The sequence below is a fragment of the Variovorax sp. YR566 genome (assembly GCF_051992195.1).
Lineage (GTDB): Bacteria > Pseudomonadota > Gammaproteobacteria > Burkholderiales > Burkholderiaceae_C > Variovorax.
In genome coordinates this window covers 5,969,052-5,986,585 of sequence record NZ_CP197092.1, presented here as the reverse complement: position 1 = coordinate 5,986,585, position 17,534 = coordinate 5,969,052, and the positions used below count along the sequence as shown (strand labels likewise).

The window sequence follows — 17,534 nt, the reverse complement described above, 5'->3', positions numbered from 1 at the left end:
GCCAGCCAGTCCAGTCAGTTCGCCGGCGCCTTGGCGGTGCCCGAGCCCTTCGTGACCATCACCTGGTCGATGCGGTAGCTGTCCACGTCCATCACCTCGAAGGTGTAGCCGCCCCAGGTCACGTTGTCGGTGCGCTTGGGCACGCGACGCAGCATCACCATCAGGAAGCCCGCGAGCGTTTCGTATTCCTCGGCATGCGGCAGCTCGTCGATGTGCAGCGCGCGCTGCACGTCCTGAATGGGCGTGATGCCGTCGATGAGCCACGAGTTCTCGTCGCGCTGCACGATCTGCTCTTCGTCGGGCATCGACACAAGGTCGCCCATCACCGTGCTCATCACGTCGTTGAGGGTGATCACGCCCACCACCAGGCTGTATTCGTTGACGATGATCGCGAAGTCTTCATGCGCCTGCTGAAACTGCTCGAGCACCTCGGTCAGCGATAGCCGGTCGGGAATGACCAGCGCCTTGTGCAGCGGCAGGCCCTGGTCGAAGGCAAGCGGCTGGCCGCTGAGCACGCGCTGGAACATGTCCTTGGCGTCCACATAGCCCAGCACGTGGTCGATGTCGCCGTCGCACACCGGATACGCCGAGAAGGGCTCGGCCACGATGCGCGCGCGCAGCACCGACTCGGGGTCGTCATGCAGGAACCAGGCGATGCTGTCGCGCGCGGTCATCACGCTGCTCACAAGGCGTGTTTCCAGCTCGAACACGTTGGCGATCACCTGCTGCTCGCGCACAGCGAGCACGCCGGCCCGGGCGCCGGCCTCGGTCATCGCGAGGATGTCGGCCGAGGTGATCTTGTCGTCGCGCACCATCGGCATGCCGAGCAGCTTGAACAGCAGGTCGGTGCAGCGCGTGAAGAACCACACCAGCGGCTTGAAGGTGGTGATCAGCAGCTGCATCGGCCCGACCATGCGCACCGCCAACTGCTCTGGGTTGCTCATGCCCAGCCGCTTGGGGAACAGGTCGGCGAACACCAGGAACACCGCGATGATGATGATGAACGAGCACAGGAAGGCCGCGCTGGCCGAAGCCTCGACGCTCAGCCACTTCTCGAAGAAGACTGCGAAGTAAGGGCTGAGCGAGCCTTCGCCCACGACGCCGCCGAGGATCGCCACCGCGTTGAGCCCGATCTGCACCACGGTGAAGTAATGGCCGGGCTGCTCCTGCACGCGCAGCACTTTCTCCGCCCGAGGGTCGCCTTCGTCGGCCATCTGGCGCAAACGCAGGCGGCGCGAGGCAGCCAAGGTGATTTCGGCAAGGGAGAAGAAGGCGCTCAGCGCAATCAGTAGCGCGATGATGAGCAGGCTTTGGGTCAGGGTCATGGTGGCACGTCGAAGACGGCCACCATGGTGCCATGACTCGGCACCGGAAAAACGTTCAGACCCCGCCGTGCGGGTGAGTCGGGTCGACCCAGAGCACCGATTCGGGTTTTTCCACGGGCTCGATGTCGAGGTTCACGGCCACTGCTTCGCCATCGCTGCGGCACAGCACGCATTCGAGCGTCTCGGTCGCGCTGGCGTTGATTTCCTGGTGCGGCACGAAGGGCGGCACGTAGATGAAGTCGCCCGGCCCGGCCTCGGCAGTGAATTCCAGTTTCTCGCCCCAACGCATGCGGGCCCGGCCGCGCACGACGTAGATCACCGATTCGAGGTGCCCGTGGTGATGGGCACCGGTCTTGGCATCGGCATGGATGGTCACGGTGCCGGCCCAGAGCTTCTGTGCGCCTACGCGGGCGAAGTTGATGGCGGCCGCCCGGTTCATGCCGGGCGTCTGAGCGGTGTTGACGTCGAGCTGGTTGGCTCCGATCACCCGCACGCCGTCGTGCTTCCAGGCCGGGGCGCCTTCGCCGTCATCGCCGTCATGCGAATGGCCGTGATCCGCGTCGTGATCGTGGCTCATGACCGGCTTCGTTGGTTCAGGCGGCGGCGCCGTTCACCACTTGCTGCAGCTCGCCCGATTCGTACATCTCCATCATGATGTCCGAGCCGCCGATGAACTCGCCCTTCACGTAGAGCTGAGGGATCGTGGGCCAGTTGCTGTATTCCTTGATGCCCTGGCGGATGCCGTCGTCTTCGAGCACGTTGACGGTCTTGAGCGTCTTCGTGTCGACGCCGACCGCCTTCAGGATCTGGATCGCGCGGCCAGAGAAGCCGCACATCGGAAAGCTTGCATTGCCCTTCATGAAGAGCACGAGGTCGTTGGTCTTGACGAGGTCGTCGATGCGTTGCTGGGCGTCGGACATGGGGACTCCTGAAAAAATAGGCTGGGGGATTATTTCACCGTGCGCCAGATTCCGCCGGAGCAGCGCTGGATGCCGGCAAGGTCGTCGCGGCTTTGCACTTCGGCGAAACCGCGCGCGGCGAGCAGTTGGCGCACGGCGGCGGCCTGGTCATGGCCGTGTTCGAGCAACAGCCAGCCGCCTTCCGCGAGGTGGGTGGGGGCGTTCTGCACGATCTGGCGGATGTCGTCGAGCCCGTCGGCGCCCGCGACAAGCGCGGAAGAAGGCTCATGGCGCAGCGCCGGCAGATGCGGGTCGCCGGCGGCGATGTACGGCGGGTTGCTGGCGATGACCGTGTAGCCGTTGCCGGCGCCGTCGAGCCAATTCGCCTGGGTGAAGCGTACGGGCAGGCCGAGGCGCCGGGCGTTGGCCTGGGCGACCGTGAGCGCATCGGCGCTTGCATCGACCGCGTCGACCTGTGCATCGGGGCGGGCGTGTTGCAGGGCCAGCGCGATCGCGCCGCTGCCTGTGCCGAGGTCGAGCGCGCGCGGGGCGGCATGGCTTTCGAGGCACTGCAGGGTCCATTCGACCAGCGTTTCCGTGTCGGGGCGCGGCACCAGCACGCGGGCATCGACCTGCAGGTTGAGGCCATGGAATTCCTTCTCGCCCAGCAGGTAGGCCACCGGTTCGCCCGTCCGGCGCCGCGACAACTGCGCAGCCAGCGCGGACCATGCCGAATCAGGCATCGCATCGGTGTCGTGTGCCAGCAGCCAGGCCCGGTCGTGCGGCGCGCGACCCAGCGCGTGCAGCAGCAGCAGCTGGGCGTCGAGCCGGTCGATGCCCAGGGCGACAGCCGCGGTCAGCGCTTGCGCCACGGTCGACGGCAATGGGTTCTCGGTGGTGGTCATCACGCCGGCAGACTCGATTCGAGCTCGGCCAACTGCTCGGCCTCGCGTGCGGCGCGCAATGCGTCGAGCACGTCGCCGAGGTCGCCTTCCATGATGGCGAGCAGCTTGTAGAGCGTGAGGTTGATGCGGTGGTCGGTCAGGCGCCCCTGTGGAAAGTTGTAGGTGCGGATGCGGTCCGAGCGGTCGCCGCTGCCGATCAGCCCCTTGCGCATCGCCGCGTCCTTGGCGGCGCGTTCGCTGCGCTCCTTTTCCTGGATGCGCGCCGACAGCACCTGCAGCGCCTTGGCCTTGTTGCGGTGCTGGCTGCGGTCGTCCTGGCATTCGGCCACGATGCCGGTCGGGATGTGCGTGATGCGCACGGCCGAGTCGGTCTTGTTGATGTGCTGGCCGCCGGCGCCGCTCGCGCGGTAGGTGTCGATGCGCAGGTCGGCCGGGTTGATCTGCACGGCCACGGTCTCGTCGGGCTCGGCCAGCACGGCAACCGTGCAGGCGCTGGTGTGGATGCGGCCCTGCGTCTCGGTGGCGGGCACCCGCTGCACGCGATGGCCGCCCGATTCGAAGCGCAGGTGGCCGAACACGTCGTCGCCGACGATGCGGATCACCACTTCCTTGTAGCCGCCGAGTTCGCTCTCGCTTTCGCTCACCACCTCGCAGCGCCAGCCGGCGCGCTCGCAGTAGCGCGTGTACATGCGCAGCAGGTCGCCCGCGAACAGCGCCGATTCGTCGCCGCCCGTGCCCGCGCGGATTTCGAGGAAGGCATTGCGCGCGTCGTCGGGGTCCTTGGGCAGCAGCAGGCGCTGCAGTTCTTCTTCGAGCTGCACCAGCTCGACCTCGGCGCCTGCGATTTCCTCCTTCGCCATCTCGGCCATGTCGGGGTCGTCGAGCATTTCCTTGGCACCGGCGATGTCGGCCTCGCGCTGGCGGTAGCGCTCGTAGCGGCCGGCGATCTGCGTGACCTCGGCATGCTCGCGCGAGATGGTGCGGTACTGCGCCATGTCGCTCATGATGTCTTCGCGCGAGAGCAGGAAGTCGAGCTCGCCCAGGCGCTGGGCGTAGCGTTCGAGTTGGTGGCGCAGAAAGGATTTCACGGGGGAAAGAGGCTCGAAAAAATGGGAGGGTGCTGCCGAGCGAGGGCAGGGCGCATGAAGAAGATCGCGGCCGGTCGGGCCAGGCGATGACGAGCGTCGCTAACGCTCTTTGCGCAGGAACAGGCGCGAGATCGTCTGCGCGGTCTGCTCGCGCGAGGCGGCATCGCCAGCGTGCAGCTCGGCCATGGCGCCGTGCATCATCTTCTGCGTGAGCCCGCGCGACATCGCTTCGAGCACCGCATCGACCGATTCGCCCTTGGCCAGCAGCTTGCGCGCACGGGCCATTTCGGCGGCGCGCCACTCGTCGGCCTGCGCGTTGAGCTGCTGGATCAGCGGCACGGTGCCGCGCTGGCCCAGCCAGTGCATGAAGCTCTGCACGCCGGCGTCGATGATCACTTCGGCCTGTGCCACCGCGGCCTGGCGGTTGGCCTGGCCCTGTTGCACGACCTGGGCGAGGTCGTCGACGGTGTAGAGATAAATATCCTCGAGCGCCTTCACTTCGGGCTCGATGTCGCGCGGCACGGCCAGGTCGACCATGAACATCGGGCGGTGCTTGCGTGCCTTGAGCGCCCGCTCGACGGCGCCCAGGCCGATGATCGGCAGCGTGCTCGCGGTGCAGCTCACCACGATGTCGAACTCGGCGAGCCGCGAGGGAAGGTCGGCCAGCCGCATCGCCTCGCCGCCGAAGCGCGAGGCCAGCTTCTCGCCGCGTTCGAGCGTGCGATTGGCAATGGCGATCGACTTGGGCTCCTTGGCCGCGAAGTGCGTGGCCGCGAGGTCGATCATTTCGCCCGCGCCGACGAACAGCACGCGCGTTTGATGCAAATCTTCGAAGAGCTGGCCGGCCAGCCGGACCGCCGCGGCGGCCATGCTGATGGAGTGCGCGCCGATCTCGGTGGCGGTGCGGACCTCCTTAGCGACGGCAAAGGAGCGCTGGAACAGCTGGTTCAGCGTACTGCCGAGCGCGCCGGCCGTCTCGGCTGCGCGCACGGCGTCTTTCATCTGGCCGAGGATCTGCGCTTCGCCGAGCACCATCGAATCGAGCCCGCTGGCCACGCGGAAGGCATGGCGCGCGGCTTCGTCGTCGTGCAGGGTGTAGGCGTGCGAGCGCAGCAGGGCAGGGGCCACGCCGCCGCTGGCTGCCAGCCAGCCGAAGGTGTGGTCCAGCGCGGCGTGTTCGGACGCGCAATAGATCTCGGTGCGGTTGCAGGTGGAGATGATCGCGGCCTCGACCTGGGGGTGGCGGCCGGAGGCAAAGGAACTGCGCAGGCTCTGCAGCGTGGGGGCTATCTGGTCGAGCGCGAACGCGAAACGACCGCGCAGATCGAGCGGCGCGGTCGTGTGGTTCAAGCCGAGAGCCCAGACTGACATGGCCGTGATTATAAAATCAGCAGCCGCACGAGGCTTGCGGAAGGACAAATGGCTTTCCCTATGACAGCCATAACCTTCCGCGCATGTTCCGGCACGTGCGCAACCCCTCCCGATGGACCTGCTGGCCCTCTTGAATCACCTGCTTAATTTTGTAGCACCCGCGGCCTTCCTGGCCCTGGTGCTGGCCTTTGTCGGGCGGTTCCTGGGCGGCAACCGCGCCAGCGTCCCGCGCTGGTGGGTGCAGTGGGCGCTGACCTTTGCGGCCGGCGTGGGGGTGTTGGTGGTGGGCCTTGCCGTGTTCGGGCGTGACGGAGCGATGGTGACCTACGCCGCGCTCGTGGTGGTTTGCGGCACTGTCCAGTGGCTGGCGATGCGCGGCTGGCGCCGCTGACAACCAGTCAGCCGAGCCGGCGGACCATGTAGACCGACTCGCCGGGATAGGTGGCGAGACGGGCCTGCTGCCCGGTGCCGGCGGGCTGCGTGGCCGCATAACCCTGGCGCAGCCAGAAACCCACCGAGGATTGCACCGACACCAGCGTCGAATGCCGCCAGCCGGCCTGTGCCGCGTGAGCCCAGGCGTGGCGTAGCAGCAAGGGCCCCAGCCCCAGGCCCGAGGCGTCCGGGTGCACAGCCAGGTCGTGCAGGTATAGCGAATCGGGCTGTTCGGCCACTTCGAACTCCCCGTGCAGCGGAGTGAGCTTGCCGACTACCGATGGATACCCGGCCAGATAGGCCCGCACGCTGCCCTCATGCTCGGCCACCCAGCCCGTATGCGGCGCGGCAGCGAGCCGTCGGGAGATCAGTGCGCCGTCCTCCACGAACCCCGCGCCATAGCAGGCGAGCTGGATCGCGAGCACGGCGTCGAGGTCGTCGGCGCGCATGCCGCGCACGAAGGGGGCGTCCGACACCATCAGGCCAGCAGCAGCTTGTCGTCGTCCAGTTTTTCGCCGCGTGTCTGCTCGAACATGCGCAGCAGGTCGGGCACGTCGAGCCCCGAGCGCTCCGACCCGGCCACGTCGAGGATCACCTGGCCCTCGTGCAGCATCACCGTGCGCGAGCCGTAGTCCAGCGCCTGGCGCATGCTGTGCGTCACCATCATCGCGGTGAGCTGGCTGCCTTCGACAATCCTGGCGGTCAGTTCCAGCACGAAGGCGGCAGTTTTCGGGTCCAGCGCGGCCGTGTGCTCGTCCAGCAGCAGGATGCGCGAGGGCTTGAGCGAGGCCATCAGCAGGCTCACCGCCTGCCGCTGCCCGCCCGAGAGCAGGCCGATGCGGTCGGCCAGCCGGTTCTCCAGCCCCAGCTTCAGGATCGACAGCTTCTCGCGGAACAGCTCGCGCAGGTTGCGGTTGAGCGCAAAGCCGAAGGCCCGGCGCTCGCCGCGCTTCCAGGCGAGCGCCATGTTCTCCTCGATGGTCAGCGCCTCGCAGGTGCCGGCCATCGGGTCCTGGAACACGCGGGCCACCATGCCCGAGCGCTGCCAGGCGTTCAAGCGGGTCACGTCCTTTCCGTCGATCTCGATGCTGCCCTTGTCGACGATCAGGTCGCCGCTCACCGCATTCAGAAAGGTCGACTTGCCCGCGCCGTTCGAGCCGATCACGGTGACGAACTGGCCGGTCGGAATTTCCAGGCTCAGGCCGCGCAGCACGCGGTTCTCGATCGGCGTGCCCGGGTTGAAGGTCATTTCGAGTTGTTGGGCGCGCAGCATCAGTTCTTCCCCTTGAAAAGCCCGCCCAGCTTGCGCTTGTAGGCTGGCACCAGAAGCGCGAACGCCACCAGCACGGCAGTCACCAGGTTCAGGTCTTGCGCCTGCAGGCCCATGAAGTCGGTGTTCAGCGCCATCGCGATGAAAAAGCGATACAGCAGCGCACCCAGCACGCAGGCCAGGGTGGTGATGACCATGCTTCGCGCGGGCAGCAGCGTCTCGCCGATGATCACCGCGGCCAGGCCGATCACGATCGTGCCCACGCCCATCGAGATGTCGGCCGTGCCCTGGCTCTGGGCGAACAGCGCGCCGGCCAGCGCCACCAGCGCGTTCGACAGCGCCAGGCCTGCCATGGTGTGGAAGTCGGTCGAGATGCCCTGGGCCCGTGCCATGCGCGCGTTGCCGCCCGTGGCGCGCATCGCCAGGCCGGCTTCAGAAGCGAAGAACATGTCGACCAGGATCTTCGCGACGATCACGATCAGCAGCAGCAACAGCGGCTTGGCCCACTGCTCGGGCATGCCGCCGAAGTCGACCATGCTGAACACAGTCGGTTCGGTGATGAGCGCCACGTTGGGCTTGCCCATCACGCGCAGGTTGATGGAGTACAGCGCGATCATCACCAGGATGCTCGCGAGCAATTGCATGATCTTCAGCTTCACGTTGAGCCAGGCCGTGACCCAGCCCGAGACGGCGCCGGCCACGCAGGCCACGGCGGTGGCGGCCACCGGGTTCCAGCCCGCGACGATCAGCGTCGCGGCCACGGCGGCGCCCAGCGGAAAGCTGCCGTCCACCGTGAGGTCGGGAAAATTGATGATGCGAAACGACATGAAGACGCCCAGCGCGACCAGTCCGAATATCAGACCGATCTCGATGGCGCCCAGCGAAGCGATGAGCGACATGAGAGAAAAAGGCTCGCGTGCTTACTTCGTGCTCACGACCTTGGCGGTCTTCAGCAGCGATTCGGACAGCGTCACGCCCTGCAGCTTGGCTGCGCCGGGGTTCACCACCAGCTCGAAGTTGGTGCTGGTCTGCGAGGCGATCGTGCCGGGCTTTTCACCCTTGAGGATGCGCACCACGATCTTGCCGGTCTGGCGGCCGATGTCGCTGTAGTTCAGGCCCAGGGCAGCAACGGCGCCGCGCTCGACGGTGGCCGTGTCGGCTGCCACCACCGGCAGCTTGGCCTGCTGCGCCACCTTCACGATGCCTTCGAAGGCCGAGACCACGTTGTTGTCGGTTGGCGTGTAGATCACGTCGGCCTTGCCGACCAGGCTCTGGGCGGCGGTGGGCACGTCCACCGTGCGGGCGGCGGCGGCTTCGACCACGGTCATGCCAGCATCGGCGGCGGCCTTCTTCAAAGAGGCAACGATGGCCACCGAGTTGGCTTCGCCGGGGCTGTAGATCACGCCGATGCGCTTGGCGTTCGGCACCACCTGCTTGATCAGGCCGACGTGCTTTTCGAGCGGCGACAGGTCCGACACGCCCGTCACGTTGGTGCCCGAGGGCTCCCAGTTCTTCACCAGCTTGGCGGCCACCGGGTCGGTGATTGCCGAATACACCACCGGAATCGTCTTGGTGGCGGCCACCACGGCCTGCGCCGACGGCGTGGCGATGGCGACGATCGCGTCGGGCGCATCGCCCACGTACTTGCGGGCGATCTGGGCTGCAGTGCCCACGTTGCCCTGCGCGCTCTGGTAAGTGAACTTGAGGTTCTTGCCTTCTTCGTAGCCGGCCGCCTTCAGCTCGGCCTTCACGCCGTCGCGCACGGCGTCCAGCGCCGGGTGCTCGACGATGGCGGTCACGGCCACCGACTTGGTGTCGGCCGCGAACGAAGGCGCGGCGGCCAGCATGCCGAGGGCCAGGGCCACTGCGCTGAAGGGTGTGCGAAGCAAAGCGTTTTTCACGGGAAAGGGTCTCCGGGTGGGGGTGTGGATGCGTCTGAAGCCGCCGGCGGGCGCCGGTGGCGAGGAATTCAGCGGCCCTGGATCGCGGCATGCGTCCCGGGCGCCTCGGAGTCTAGATCGTACTTTGCACAATTAAGGTGCATGAACGGCTCGGGCTTACCCCGCTTTGCGCCATAAAATTGCATGAATTTGGTGCATTGGGAGAGGAAATTGCATGAGATCGAACTCGACCGGATCGACCGGAGGATTCTTGAGCACCTGCAGGTGCATGGCCGTGCATCCAACCTCGAACTGGCCGAGGTGGCCAATCTCTCGCCGGCGCAGTGCCTGCGGCGCCACCGGCGGCTGGAAGAACTGGGGCTCATCAACGGCTACGCGGCGCGGCTGAACGCGCGCCACATCGGGCTGGGCGTGATCGCCTTCATCCACGTGACCATGGCGCGCGGCCATGTCGACGAACTGCCCAAGTTCCAGGACCTGATCGCCGACCTGAAGCAGATCCTGGAGTGCTACTCGGTGACGGGCGACTTCGACTACGTGCTCAAGGTCGTCGCGCGAGACCTGGAGGCGCTCTCGCAGTTCCTGATGCACACGCTGATGCACATGCCCGGCGTGTCGGCGGTGCGTTCGAGCGTGTGCCTCAACGAGATCAAGTTCACTACGGCGCTGCCGCTGGAGTGACTGCTACAGCGCCTCAGCCCGGCATGCCCGGAATCGGCGAGGCGGGCGACGAAGGCACGGAGGGCGTCGCGAGCGCTTCCGGCGCGGTAGCCGTCATCACCATCGTCGGCACGGCCAGCGGCAGCGAGGCCTTCTTCAGTTCGTCGAGGATCACGAACAGCAGGTCGCTGCGCACGCCGCCCGCGAGCCGGGGGCTCGCCACATAGGCGATCGCCTGGAAGATCAGCAGCCCGTTCTCGATGCCCTCGAGCGTGAGCGACGGCGCCGGGGTTTCCAGCACGCCTTCGTGCGCCTTGCAGGCCGCGAGGATCAGGTCGCGCACGCGCTGCGCGTCGGTGGTCAACGGCATCGGCAGGCGGATCAGCACGCGTCCCTCGGCGTTGGCCAGCGTCATGTTGCGCACGGTCTTGGTGATGAACTCCGAGTTCGGCACGATCAGCGTCGAGCGGTCGCCCAGCTGGATCTCGGTGGCGCGCACGTTGATGCGCCGCACGTCGCCCTCGGCCGTACCCAGCACCACCCAGTCGCCCACCTTCACCGGCTGCTCGGCCAGCAGGATCAGCCCCGAGATGAAGTTCTGCACGATCGCCTGCAGGCCGAAGCCGATACCCACCGACAGCGCACTCGCCACCCACGCGATGCGCTCGATGCCGATGCCCAGTGCGGAAAGCGCAAACGCCACCACCAGGATGCCGCCCACATAGCCCAGCAGCGTGGTGATGGAGCTTTGCATGCCCGGCTCGAGCTTCGTGTTCGGCAGGTAGGCTCTTTCGAGCCAGCGCTTGAAGATTCGCAGCACCACGAAGCCCACCACCGCCACCGCGATCGCGCTCAGGATCGCTCCCGGCACCAGCTGGAACTCGCCCACCTTCACGCCGGTGCCGAACTTGCCGCTGCGCTGGAACACCTCGCCCGGCCCCGTGCCCAGCGGCGCGGCCAGCGCTATCAACATGTAGAAGAACAGCGCCACCCGGCTCAGCGCCGACAGCACCGTGGCGACCTGGTCCAGCGTCTGCGGCGCGAGGTTGAAGCTCTTCTGCAGCCGCTGGCCGAAGGCGGCGCGCGACGACACCGTGGCCATGAACACGTCGTCCGCGAACTTGAACAGCACGTAGAAGGCGGCAGCCACGATGCCGCTCCAGGTGAGCTGCGAGGCCAAAAAGCTCGCCAGCGCCACGTAGCCGACAGCCACCAGCACCCAGATCGCGATCATCAGCGCGCCGATCAGCGCCACCAGCAGGCCGACCCACATCGGCCGTTCGGGCAGGCCGGCCTCGGCCGCATCGGCGCGCAGCGGCTTCACGACATAGAGCACCGTGGCAACCAGCGCCGTCAGCACCAGCGCCGTGAGCACGTGCGTGGCCACTACGGCCGCGAAGCTCGCGTCGATCAGCGCGTTGACCTCCGCCGGGGTCCACGCCAGCGCGGCCACCAGCGCCACCAGCCAGGGCAGGGCGGCGAGCCGCGTGGCCATGGCGTCGGGAATCGGCGGCAGGCGCCACGAGGGCCGGCGCGTGGCCAGCAGCCCGCGGCCCAGCCCGATCACGAAGGCCATGAACACCAGCGCCTGGGCCGTCGAATTGAGCACCTTGCGCGCCTGCGGCTCCCAGGTGGCGAATTCTTTCAGCACCTCGACGAAGCCGTGCGCGGCCACGGCCACGAGCAGCACATGGCTCGCGACGATGCCGATCACCAGCACCGAACGCCGCAGCCGCCCCGCCGGCAGGACGCGCGCGGCCAGCCGGGCGAGCAGGACTTCGGCCGCCCAGTTGCCGAACACCGCGAGCAGCAGCGCCCCGACCAGGGCCGCGATCACCTGCAGGCGCGTTTCGGGTTGGGTCGCGGCCACCAGGCCGTCGTTCACCGAGGACACCATCGCCTTCAGCCGTGCCTGGTCGTCGGGCCAGGCCTCGCGCAGGTCGTTCCAGAACTCGGCGGTCAGCGGCGAGGCCGCGCGCTCGGTGAGCTGCGCCTCGAACAGCGCCCGGCGCTGCGTGACCAGCTCGGTGCCGCGCTGCCGTACATCGACCGAGAGCAGGCGCGCAAGGCGGATGTCGGCGTCGAGTGCGTTGCGCTCCTTGGTCAGGCGCGCGCGCTGGCGGGTGATGTCGGGGTCTTCGGTGGCGCCAGCGGCGGGCGGATTGCCAAGCTCGCCGAGCCGGGCGTTCAGATCGGCAAGCTCGCCGGTGCGCGCGGTGACGAACTTGTCGGCCTGGGTGCCGATGTCGTTGATCTGCGCGAGCAGCTTGCGCGCGTCCTCATCGGTCTCGGCGGCGGTGCTGAGCTTGGTGAACTGCTCGCGCAGTTCGGCCACTGTGGGGGCGGGGGCTGCTGCGGCCGCGGCAGCACTGTTGGCGTTGCCGCCGAGGTCTGGCTGCGCCGAGGCGCCGCCGCACATGCACAGGGCTGCGAAGCAGAAGCTCGCGAAGCGTAGGGTCCAACTCATGGCCGCATCATAGAAGCCGCCATTTCGTAAGGGCCGGTAAGAAGTAAGTGCGTAGGTGCGGCCTCAGCCGCGCAGCTTCAGCCGGCGGGGCTGAACAGGTCCACCCTGTCGGTGATGATGCCGTCGGTGCCCAGGTCGATCAGCCGCTGCGCAGCCCACTCGTCGTTCACCGTGTAGCTCAGTGCGCGCAGGCCTGCGCCGTGCACTTGTGCCACCACCGCCGCGTCCCACAGCGCGTGGTTGCAGACGATGGCCACGCAGTCCAGCTGCTGCGCGGCCTCGAGCCAGCCGTTCCACAGCGTGTCGAGCAGCAGGCCGCGCGGCAGCTCGGGCTGCACCGCCTGCGCGCCTTTGAGCGATTCGACCTGGAAGGACGTGAGCAGCGGCGGCACGGCCGCGCCCTGCCACAAGCGGGCCGCTTCGCGCGCAACCACTTCACCGGTTTCGCGCTCGACGCCGGGCGTCGGCTTGATCTCGATGTTGAGCAGGTGCCCGTTGGCCAGGCAGAAGCGTGCGATGTTCTCCAACGTGGGCAGCGGCTCGCCCGCGTAGGCGCGCGAGTGCCAGCCGCCCGCGTCGAGCTGCGCCAGCGCGCTCCAGGGCTGCGCGCCGCCGATGCCGTGGCCGCTGGTGGTGCGGCCGAGCGTGGCGTCGTGCATGAGGAAGACCACGCCGTCGGCGCTGAGCTTGGCGTCGCACTCGAACATGCGGTAGCCGTGCGAGGCGCCGAGCTTGAAGGCCGCAAGCGTGTTTTCAGGTGCCAGCTTGCCGGCGCCGCGATGCGCGACCCAGCGGGGATACGGCCAGGGTGTCGACAAGGCCATCGTTCAGTCTGCGCGCTTGCCCGAACCGGCGTCGAACCAGTGCAGCTTGTCTTCGCGCGCCGCGATCTTCACCGTGTCGCCCGCGACCGGTGGATGGTCGCCTTCGTCGGTGCGCATGATGATCTGCTCGTCGCCGATGCGGCCGTACACCAGGCGCTCGGCGCCCAGCAGTTCGACCTGCTCGACCTGCACCGTCCAGCCGCTTTCGTCGAGCTTCAGGTGCTCGGGGCGAATGCCCAGGATCTGGCCCGGGCGCACGCCCGGCGCGTGCCGCAGCAGGTTCATCGGAGGAGAGCCGATGAAGCTCGCCACGAAGGTGGTGGCGGGGCGCGAGTACACCTCTTCGGGCGTGGCGAACTGGTCCATCACGCCGCCGTTCATCACGATGATGCGTTGCGCCAGCGTCATGGCCTCGACCTGGTCGTGCGTGACGAACAGCGAAGTGATGCCGAGCTCGCGGTGCAGCTTCTGGATTTCAAGGCGCGTCTGCGCGCGCAGCTTGGCGTCGAGGTTCGACAGCGGCTCGTCGAACAGGAACACCTGTGGCTGGCGCACGATGGCGCGGCCCATGGCCACGCGCTGGCGCTGGCCGCCGGAGAGTTCGCGCGGCTTGCGTTCCAGCAGGTGGCCGAGCTCGAGGATCTTCGCGGCCTTGTCGACTCGCACCTTGATCTCGTCGACCGGCACCTTGGCGATCTTCAGGCCGTAGGCCATGTTTGCGAACACGCTCATGTGCGGGTACAGCGCGTAGTTCTGGAACACCATGGCGATGTCGCGCTCGGAGGGTTCGAGCTGGTTCACCACCTTGTTGCCGATGGCGATCTCGCCGGCCGAGACTTCCTCCAGGCCGGCCACCATGCGCAGCAGCGTGGACTTGCCGCAGCCCGAGGGGCCGACGATGACGATGAATTCATGGTCGGCGATCTCGGCGCTCACGCCGTGGATGACCTGGTTGGCTTTCGGCCCGTGGCCGTAGCGCTTGATGACGTTGCGTAGGGAGAGAGCAGCCATAACTTATTTTTCAGTGTCCACGAGGCCCTTGACGAACCACTTTTGCATCAGCACCACCACCAGCGCGGGCGGCAGCATGGCTAGGATGGCGGTGGCCATCACGACGTTCCATTCGTTCTGGCCATCGCCGCCGGCAATCAGTCGCTTGATGCCGACGACGATGGGGTACATGTCTTCGTTGGTGACCGCCAGCAGCGGCCAGAGGTACTGGTTCCAGCCGTAGATGAACTGGATCACGAACAGCGCGGCGATCGAAGTCTTCGACAGCGGCAGCAGCACATCGAAGAAGAAGCGCATCGGACCGGCGCCATCCATGCGCGAGGCCTCGGTGAGCTCCTCGGGCACCGTCAGGAAGAACTGGCGGAACAGGAAGGTGGCCGTGGCCGACGCGATCAGCGGCACCGTGAGGCCCGCGTACGAGTTCAGCAGGCTCAGGTCCGACAGCACCTTGTAGGTGGGCAGGATGCGCACTTCCACCGGCAGCATCAGCGTCACGAAGATGGCCCAGAAGCAGATCTTCTTGAACGGAAAGCGGAAGTAGACGATGGCGAAGGCCGACAGCAGCGAGATCGAGATCTTGCCGATGGCAATGACCATGGCCGTCACCAGGCTCACCCACATCATGTGCGCAACAGGCGCGTTCGATCCGGCGCTGGTGGCGCGGCCGAAGAGCGCGGCCTTGTAGCTGTCCAGCATGTGGCTGCCGGGCAGCAGCGGCATGGGCCGCTGCACGATCTCCTGCGCGGTGTGGGTGGACGCCACGAACGCAAGGTAGATGGGGAAGGCGACGATGATGACCCCCAGGATCATCACCACGTGGGCCAGGATGCCCTGGGTGCTTCGTTTTTCAACCATGTCAGTACTGCACCTTCTTTTCGACGTAGCGGAACTGCACGATGGTCAGCGCGATGACGATCACCATCAGCACCACCGACTGTGCGGCCGAGCCGCCAAGGTCCAGTGCCTTGAAGCCGTCGTGATAGACCTTGTAGACGAGGATTTCGGTGTCCTTGCCGGGGCCGCCCTCGGTGGCGGCGTGGACGATGGCGAAGGTGTCGAAGAAGGCGTAGACCACGTTCATCACCAGCAGGAAGAACGTGGTGGGCGACAGCAGCGGGAACTGCACGGTCCAGAACCGGCGCCACGGGCGCGCGCCATCGATGGCTGCGGCCTCGATCAGCGATTTCGGAATGGACTGCAGGCCGGCCAGGAAGAACAGGAAGTTGTAGGAAATCTGCTTCCACACAGCCGCCATCACGATCAGCGTCATTGCGTGCCGCGAATTGAGCAGATGGTTCCAGTCGATGCCGATCTTGCCGAGTGCATAGGCCACCACGCCCAGCGACGGCGAGAACATGAAGACCCACAGCACGGCCGCCACGGCGGGTGCCACCGCGTACGGCAGGATCAGCATGGTCTTGTAGAACATGCCGCCGCGAACGATGCGGTCGGCGAACACGGCGAGCGCCAGCGACAGGCTGATCCCGATGCCGGCCACCAGCACCGAGAAAACGGCGGTGGTCTTGAACGACTCGGCGTAGGCCGGGTCGTGGAACAGCTCCTTGAAGTTCTGCAGCCCGACGAACTCGACCGATGTGCCGAACGCATCCTGCTGCTGCAGCGATTGCAGGATGGCCTGCCCCGCCGGCCAGAAGAAAAACACGAGGATCACCGCCATCTGGGGTGCCAGCAGCAGCCAGGGCAGCCAGCCCGAGCGAAAGAAGACGCGTTTTTCCATGAACCCTCTACGTAAAAAATCCCGCCGCGCCCACTCTTGTAGAAGAGTGAGCGGGGGCGGGCGATATTAGCCGGACACGAGGGGCCCGGTCGTCAATCGTCAGCTCTTGTTTGCCTTCTGGAAGCGTTCCAGCTGCTCGTTGCCGCGGGTCACGATGGCGTCAAGGGCTTCCTTGGCCGTCTTCTTGCCGTTCCAGACCTGTTCGAGCTCTTCGTCCTCGATGGCGCGGATCTGCACGTAGTTGCCCAGGCGGATGCCGCGGCTCTTGTCGGTGACCTTGCGGATCATCTGCGTCACGGCCACGTCGGTGCCGGGGTTCTGCTTGTAGAAGCCCGACTCTTCGGTGAGCTTGTACGAAGCGGTGGTCACGGGCAGGTAGCCCGTGCGCTTGTGGCTGGCGGACTGCACTTCAGGCGTCGAGATGAAGCTGAAGAACTTGGCCACGCCCTTGTATTCGGCCGGCTTCTTGCCCGACATGACCCACAGGCTGGCACCGCCGATCACGGTGTTCTGCGGTGCGCCCGGCACGTCCGGGTAGTAGGGCAGGGGCGCCAGGCCGTAGGCGAACTTGGCGTTCTTTGCCACGTTGCCGTAGAAGCCCGAAGAGGTGTTGATCATGGCGCACTCGCCCGACACGAACGAGGCCTCGGGCACGTTGCCGCGGCCCTTGTAGATGAACAGGCCCTGCTTGGCCATGCTGGCCAGATTCTCGATGTGGCGCTGGTGCAGCGGCGAGTTCACCTTCAGGCGCGCGTCCAGGCCCTGCAGGCCGTTGGCCTTGCTGGCGAATTCCACGTTGTGCCAGGCCGAGAAGCTCTCCACCTGCGTCCAGTTCTGCCAGGCCGTGGTGAACGGGCACTTGTGGCCGCTGGCCTTGAGCTTGGCGGCGGCGGCAACCACCTCGGGCCAGGTCGACGGCGCCTTGTCGGTGGGCAGGCCGGCAGCCTTGAAGGCGTCCTTGTTGAAATAGAAGATGGTGGTCGAGCTGTTGAACGGGAAGCTCAGCATCTGGCCATTGGGGGCGGTGTAGTAGCCGGCCACGGCAGGGATGTAGGCGGTCGGGTCGAACTTCTCGCCCGCGTCCTTCATGACCTGGCCGACCGGCACGATGGCGCCCTTGCTGGCCATCATGGTGGCGGTGCCCACTTCGAACACCTGCAGGATGTGCGGTGCGTTGCCGGCGCGGAAGGCCGCGATGGAAGCCGTCATCGATTCGTCGTACGTGCCCTTGAAGGTCGGGATGACCTTGTATTCCTTCTGGCTCTCGTTGAACTGCTTGGCCAGATCGTTGACCCACTCGTTGTTGACGGCGGTCATGGAATGCCACCACTGGATCTCGGTCTGGGCCTGTGCCACGTTGAACAGCGTGGCGGCCAACGCCGATGCCAGCGCAAGCGTCTTGAATCGCATGAAGACTCCTGAAGGGAAAAATGGAAAGCGCGGATGCTAGGGCATGTGCATGACACAGCCGCGTCACATTGGCGCATGGAGCGCGGGTTGCTTCCAATCGGGGAAACCCCTTTGGCCCTGTTTGCATCAGGCCCGGCGCGGGCTGCGGCCCTGCTTGCTGCGCCGCACCATGCTAGCATCGCCCTCCCTTTTTTGGCCTAGCCTGTCGCCACGGCCGGGACTTCTGCGAGAGC

18 protein-coding genes are annotated in these 17,534 nt (G+C 66.6%); 2 read left to right on the top strand and 16 right to left on the bottom strand.

What is annotated here, in order from left to right; translation table 11 throughout:
* Positions 1 to 14: 14 nt before the first annotated feature.
* The 6 genes from ACTG4X_RS27930 to hemA all read right to left on the bottom strand — a co-directional run bounded on the left by ACTG4X_RS27930 (position 15) and on the right by hemA (position 5,588).
* Entirely contained in the window at positions 15 to 1,325 is a 1,311-nt protein-coding gene (locus ACTG4X_RS27930) for a hemolysin family protein (protein WP_093057454.1), read from the bottom strand.
* Positions 1,326 to 1,380: 55 nt separating this feature from the next.
* Positions 1,381 to 1,902 (bottom strand): cupin domain-containing protein, encoded by a 522-nt coding sequence (locus ACTG4X_RS27925; protein ID WP_093077471.1) that lies wholly within the window; start codon positions 1,900 to 1,902, stop codon positions 1,381 to 1,383.
* Between the two features lie 16 nt (positions 1,903 to 1,918).
* Positions 1,919 to 2,245: a Grx4 family monothiol glutaredoxin gene (gene grxD / locus ACTG4X_RS27920; protein WP_093057456.1), complete on the bottom strand. Its 327-nt coding sequence runs from the start codon at positions 2,243 to 2,245 to the stop codon at positions 1,919 to 1,921.
* A gap of 29 nt (positions 2,246 to 2,274) precedes the next feature.
* Entirely contained in the window at positions 2,275 to 3,129 is an 855-nt protein-coding gene (prmC, locus tag ACTG4X_RS27915) for a peptide chain release factor N(5)-glutamine methyltransferase (RefSeq protein ID WP_097198202.1), read from the bottom strand.
* Positions 3,129 to 4,217, bottom strand: a complete 1,089-nt coding sequence (gene prfA, locus ACTG4X_RS27910; protein ID WP_093077468.1) for a peptide chain release factor 1 — start codon at positions 4,215 to 4,217, stop codon at positions 3,129 to 3,131. The genes prmC and prfA overlap by 1 nt, the downstream gene beginning before the upstream one ends.
* Positions 4,218 to 4,316: 99 nt before the next feature.
* Entirely contained in the window at positions 4,317 to 5,588 is a 1,272-nt protein-coding gene (hemA, locus tag ACTG4X_RS27905; RefSeq protein ID WP_307616273.1) for a glutamyl-tRNA reductase, read from the bottom strand.
* Between the two features lie 112 nt (positions 5,589 to 5,700).
* Here hemA and ACTG4X_RS27900 point away from each other — a divergent pair, with 112 nt between their 5' ends.
* The gene (locus tag ACTG4X_RS27900; RefSeq protein WP_440532459.1) at positions 5,701 to 5,979 is read left to right on the top strand and encodes a hypothetical protein; all 279 of its coding nucleotides are present in this window, start codon (positions 5,701 to 5,703) and stop codon (positions 5,977 to 5,979) included.
* Between the two features lie 7 nt (positions 5,980 to 5,986).
* Here ACTG4X_RS27900 and ACTG4X_RS27895 read toward each other — a convergent pair whose 3' ends face one another.
* From ACTG4X_RS27895 to ACTG4X_RS27880, 4 genes are read right to left on the bottom strand one after another with little or no spacing between them, the layout of a single operon-like run.
* Complete coding sequence (locus ACTG4X_RS27895) at positions 5,987 to 6,499, bottom strand: GNAT family N-acetyltransferase (RefSeq protein WP_440532458.1); 513 nt, start codon at positions 6,497 to 6,499, stop codon at positions 5,987 to 5,989.
* Complete coding sequence (locus ACTG4X_RS27890) at positions 6,499 to 7,293, bottom strand: ABC transporter ATP-binding protein (protein WP_093077463.1); 795 nt, start codon at positions 7,291 to 7,293, stop codon at positions 6,499 to 6,501. The genes ACTG4X_RS27895 and ACTG4X_RS27890 overlap by 1 nt, the downstream gene beginning before the upstream one ends.
* The gene (locus ACTG4X_RS27885) at positions 7,293 to 8,189 is read right to left on the bottom strand and encodes an ABC transporter permease (RefSeq protein ID WP_093057463.1); all 897 of its coding nucleotides are present in this window, start codon (positions 8,187 to 8,189) and stop codon (positions 7,293 to 7,295) included. The genes ACTG4X_RS27890 and ACTG4X_RS27885 overlap by 1 nt, the downstream gene beginning before the upstream one ends.
* 21 nt (positions 8,190 to 8,210) lie before the next feature.
* Positions 8,211 to 9,137: an ABC transporter substrate-binding protein gene (locus tag ACTG4X_RS27880; RefSeq protein WP_093057501.1), complete on the bottom strand. Its 927-nt coding sequence runs from the start codon at positions 9,135 to 9,137 to the stop codon at positions 8,211 to 8,213.
* 264 nt (positions 9,138 to 9,401) lie between these two features.
* Between ACTG4X_RS27880 and ACTG4X_RS27875 the strand changes: the two genes are divergently transcribed.
* The gene (locus ACTG4X_RS27875) at positions 9,402 to 9,872 is read left to right on the top strand and encodes an Lrp/AsnC family transcriptional regulator (RefSeq protein ID WP_440532457.1); all 471 of its coding nucleotides are present in this window, start codon (positions 9,402 to 9,404) and stop codon (positions 9,870 to 9,872) included.
* Between the two features lie 13 nt (positions 9,873 to 9,885).
* Here ACTG4X_RS27875 and ACTG4X_RS27870 read toward each other — a convergent pair whose 3' ends face one another.
* The 6 genes from ACTG4X_RS27870 to ugpB form a co-directional block, all read right to left on the bottom strand.
* Positions 9,886 to 12,318: a DUF3772 domain-containing protein gene (locus ACTG4X_RS27870; protein WP_440532456.1), complete on the bottom strand. Its 2,433-nt coding sequence runs from the start codon at positions 12,316 to 12,318 to the stop codon at positions 9,886 to 9,888.
* Positions 12,319 to 12,395: 77 nt separating this feature from the next.
* A complete protein-coding gene (gene ugpQ, locus ACTG4X_RS27865; protein WP_093077459.1) occupies positions 12,396 to 13,142 on the bottom strand; it encodes a glycerophosphodiester phosphodiesterase in 747 nt (248 codons plus the stop codon).
* A 3-nt stretch (positions 13,143 to 13,145) separates the two neighbouring features.
* On the bottom strand, positions 13,146 to 14,153 hold the full coding sequence (ugpC, locus tag ACTG4X_RS27860; protein ID WP_093057466.1) for a sn-glycerol-3-phosphate ABC transporter ATP-binding protein UgpC: 1,008 nt from the start codon (positions 14,151 to 14,153) through the stop codon (positions 13,146 to 13,148).
* Positions 14,154 to 14,156: 3 nt separating this feature from the next.
* Complete coding sequence (gene ugpE / locus ACTG4X_RS27855; RefSeq protein ID WP_093057467.1) at positions 14,157 to 15,008, bottom strand: sn-glycerol-3-phosphate ABC transporter permease UgpE; 852 nt, start codon at positions 15,006 to 15,008, stop codon at positions 14,157 to 14,159.
* 1 nt (position 15,009) lies between these two features.
* Complete coding sequence (gene ugpA, locus ACTG4X_RS27850; protein ID WP_093057468.1) at positions 15,010 to 15,891, bottom strand: sn-glycerol-3-phosphate ABC transporter permease UgpA; 882 nt, start codon at positions 15,889 to 15,891, stop codon at positions 15,010 to 15,012.
* A 99-nt stretch (positions 15,892 to 15,990) separates the two neighbouring features.
* Entirely contained in the window at positions 15,991 to 17,301 is a 1,311-nt protein-coding gene (gene ugpB, locus ACTG4X_RS27845) for a sn-glycerol-3-phosphate ABC transporter substrate-binding protein UgpB (RefSeq protein ID WP_097198206.1), read from the bottom strand.
* Between the last annotated feature and the right edge of the window lie 233 nt (positions 17,302 to 17,534).

What these genes read in the sequence shown, in the direction of transcription:
- ACTG4X_RS27930 (WP_093057454.1), bottom strand. Translation starts at nt 1,325, where the DNA reads ATGACCCTGACCCAAAGCCTGCTCATCATCGCGCTACTGATTGCGCTG.
- ACTG4X_RS27925 (WP_093077471.1), bottom strand. Translation starts at nt 1,902, where the DNA reads ATGAGCCACGATCACGACGCGGATCACGGCCATTCGCATGACGGCGAT.
- grxD (WP_093057456.1), bottom strand. Translation starts at nt 2,245, where the DNA reads ATGTCCGACGCCCAGCAACGCATCGACGACCTCGTCAAGACCAACGAC.
- prmC (WP_097198202.1), bottom strand. Translation starts at nt 3,129, where the DNA reads ATGACCACCACCGAGAACCCATTGCCGTCGACCGTGGCGCAAGCGCTG.
- hemA (WP_307616273.1), bottom strand. Translation starts at nt 5,588, where the DNA reads ATGTCAGTCTGGGCTCTCGGCTTGAACCACACGACCGCGCCGCTCGAT.
- ACTG4X_RS27900 (WP_440532459.1), top strand. Translation starts at nt 5,701, where the DNA reads ATGGACCTGCTGGCCCTCTTGAATCACCTGCTTAATTTTGTAGCACCC.
- ACTG4X_RS27895 (WP_440532458.1), bottom strand. Translation starts at nt 6,499, where the DNA reads ATGGTGTCGGACGCCCCCTTCGTGCGCGGCATGCGCGCCGACGACCTC.
- ACTG4X_RS27890 (WP_093077463.1), bottom strand. Translation starts at nt 7,293, where the DNA reads ATGCTGCGCGCCCAACAACTCGAAATGACCTTCAACCCGGGCACGCCG.
- ACTG4X_RS27885 (WP_093057463.1), bottom strand. Translation starts at nt 8,189, where the DNA reads ATGTCGCTCATCGCTTCGCTGGGCGCCATCGAGATCGGTCTGATATTC.
- ACTG4X_RS27880 (WP_093057501.1), bottom strand. Translation starts at nt 9,137, where the DNA reads ATGCTGGCCGCCGCGCCTTCGTTCGCGGCCGACACCAAGTCGGTGGCC.
- ACTG4X_RS27870 (WP_440532456.1), bottom strand. Translation starts at nt 12,318, where the DNA reads ATGAGTTGGACCCTACGCTTCGCGAGCTTCTGCTTCGCAGCCCTGTGC.
- ugpQ (WP_093077459.1), bottom strand. Translation starts at nt 13,142, where the DNA reads ATGGCCTTGTCGACACCCTGGCCGTATCCCCGCTGGGTCGCGCATCGC.
- ugpC (WP_093057466.1), bottom strand. Translation starts at nt 14,153, where the DNA reads ATGGCTGCTCTCTCCCTACGCAACGTCATCAAGCGCTACGGCCACGGG.
- ugpE (WP_093057467.1), bottom strand. Translation starts at nt 15,008, where the DNA reads ATGGTTGAAAAACGAAGCACCCAGGGCATCCTGGCCCACGTGGTGATG.
- ugpA (WP_093057468.1), bottom strand. Translation starts at nt 15,891, where the DNA reads ATGGAAAAACGCGTCTTCTTTCGCTCGGGCTGGCTGCCCTGGCTGCTG.
- ugpB (WP_097198206.1), bottom strand. Translation starts at nt 17,301, where the DNA reads ATGCGATTCAAGACGCTTGCGCTGGCATCGGCGTTGGCCGCCACGCTG.